Source organism: Intrasporangium flavum, assembly GCF_001956915.1.
GTDB lineage: Bacteria > Actinomycetota > Actinomycetes > Actinomycetales > Dermatophilaceae > Monashia > Monashia flava.
The window spans coordinates 1-2,203 of the sequence record NZ_MLJO01000040.1; the positions used below are offsets into that span (position 1 = coordinate 1).

Sequence of the window (2,203 nt, forward strand, 5' to 3'; positions counted from 1 at the left end):
TCGGTGAGCAGGCGCAGGGCCTCGGGGTCGACCTCGAGGAAGGTGCGGCCTCCCGGACCCTCGACGGTTCGCACCCCCTCGGTGGTGAGGAGCCGGTACGGCGTCTCGTCGGCGCCGATGGGCAGCAGGTCCTCGTACTGGAAGTCGCTCACTCGTTCTCCTGGTCGCACCCGGTCGCGCACGGGCAGCCACCGGCCTGGTGCAGGCGGACCCCGGCGGCACCCACGGTAGCGCGCACGAGACGGCGGGCAGCGGGCGGTGTCACCGGCGCCACGTCACCGGCGCCACGCGCGTCCGCCGATGGTGCGAAGCGCGCGAAGGGCCACGAATGGGCTCGAACGCGGACGAATGCCCGTGAGTCGCCACGAACGGGTACGAGCGCGTCGGTTCCACGGGATCCACGCGTCACGGCTCGCTCGTATAGCCCACGTAACACTTCTGCAAAAGTGGCCACAGTTGTGGCGCACGTCACGCTTGTGGTGTTGGGTGAGAGTGACGGGTCGACGGGTGCTCATGCTCCGTCAAGCCGACAGCCGGTGGTGACGCCGGAATCCTGTGGAACACCGGCCTCGCTTCGCCGGTCAGCTTGGGGCCGATGACGCCCTCAATCCTTCCAAGGAGGAGCAGGAATGTTGAACCGAAGAGCAGGGCTCACGGCCCTGATCGGCATCTCCGTCGCGGGTCTGGCGGCCGGCTGCCTGTCGTCGAACTCCGGGGGCTCCACCAGCGCCGGCACGGCGAGCGGCCCCGGCAAGAGCACCATCGAGGTCATGTACGGCCTCGGCCCCGACACCGAGCCCGGCTTCAAGGTCGACGTGCAGAACTGGGCCAAGCAGAACGGCATCACGGTGAAGTTCACCAAAGCCGCGTCGTGGGACACCGAGATCCGCACGCGCGTCCAGGGTGGCAACCCGCCCGACGTCGGCCTGTTCCCGCAGCCCGGGCTCATGTGCGACCTCGCCAAGCAGAAGAAGCTCGTCCCCTTCGACGACGCCACCGTGGCCACGGACAAGGAGACGCTCGTCCCCGGGTTCGTCGAGGCCGGCACGTGTGCCGACAGCAAGGTCTACGGCCTGCCGAACGAGGTGAGCGTCAAGAGCATCCTGTGGACCGACGCCCCGTCGTTCAAGGCGGGTGGGTACACCGCCCCGAAGACGCTCGACGAGCTGCTCACCCTGACGCAGAACATCAAGTCGCAGGGCAAGGTCCCGTGGTGCATCGCCGCGGAGTCCGGCGCAGCCACCGGCTGGCCCATCACCGACTGGATCGAGGACCTCGTCCTGCGCTTCGCCGGCCCCGACAACTACGACAAGTGGGTCAAGGGCGAGCTGAAGTTCAACAGCCCGGAGATCAAGCCGGCCTGGGACTACTTCCAGAAGATCGCCTTCGGTGACGGCTACGTGCGCGGCGGCACCAAGTCCATCGTCGCGACGAACTTCCAGACCGGCGGCAACGCGCTGTTCACCAAGCCCCCGGGCTGCTACCTGTTCAAGCAGGCCACGTTCGTCGCGAACAAGGGCGGTTTCCCCGACTCCGTCATCGCCAACCTCGACACCGAGACCATGCCGTTGCCGTTCCCGGCCAAGACCGAGGGTGACAACCCGGTCCTCGTCGGTGGCGACCTCGCGGCGGCCTTCAACAACGACCCCAACACCCTCAAGCTGCGCAACTTCATCGCCAGCAAGGAGAACGGCACGCAGCAGGCCAAGAACGGCGCGTTCTCGCCGCACAAGACGGCCGACGTCTCGCTCCTGCCGAACAAGACCCTCCAGACGATCGCGTCCGACGTGCTCTACAAGGCGACGGCCGCGCGCTTCGACGGCTCGGACGCCATGCCGGCCAAGGTCGGTGCGGGCACCTTCTGGACCGAGCCGGTCAAGTGGCTCTCGGGTCAGCAGGACCTCGAGACGACTCTCAACAACATCGACGACAGCTTCCCGAAGACCGGTAGCTGACGCCGCCTGGCCGCGGGGGTGACCACACCGGTCGCCCCCGCGGTCGACAGCGCGTTCTCCCACTCGAGAGAGGAAGTGCCATGGCCATCAAGATCATCAACGCGGTGATCGCGATCCTGGGGGGCATCGGCGGCGCCATCATCATCTTCTGGATCCTCAACAAGCTCGCGGAGTCGCTGAAGGGCCGTTGGGAGGACCGGGTCAAGCCGTGGATGTTCGCCGGTCCGGCGATCCTCGCGATCGCGGTG

1 protein-coding gene is annotated in these 2,203 nt (G+C 67.4%); it reads left to right on the forward strand.

Features of this window, described 5'->3' with window-relative positions; genetic code table 11:
* Positions 1-629 precede the first annotated feature (629 nt).
* On the forward strand, positions 630-1,955 hold the full coding sequence (locus BIV28_RS19400) for an ABC transporter substrate-binding protein (protein WP_076264177.1): 1,326 nt from the start codon (positions 630-632) through the stop codon (positions 1,953-1,955).
* Positions 1,956-2,203 lie beyond the last annotated feature (248 nt).

Bases quoted from the DNA above. Each gene is read 5' to 3' on its own strand.
- BIV28_RS19400 (WP_076264177.1), top strand. From the start codon at position 630: ATGTTGAACCGAAGAGCAGGGCTCACGGCCCTGATCGGCATCTCCGTC.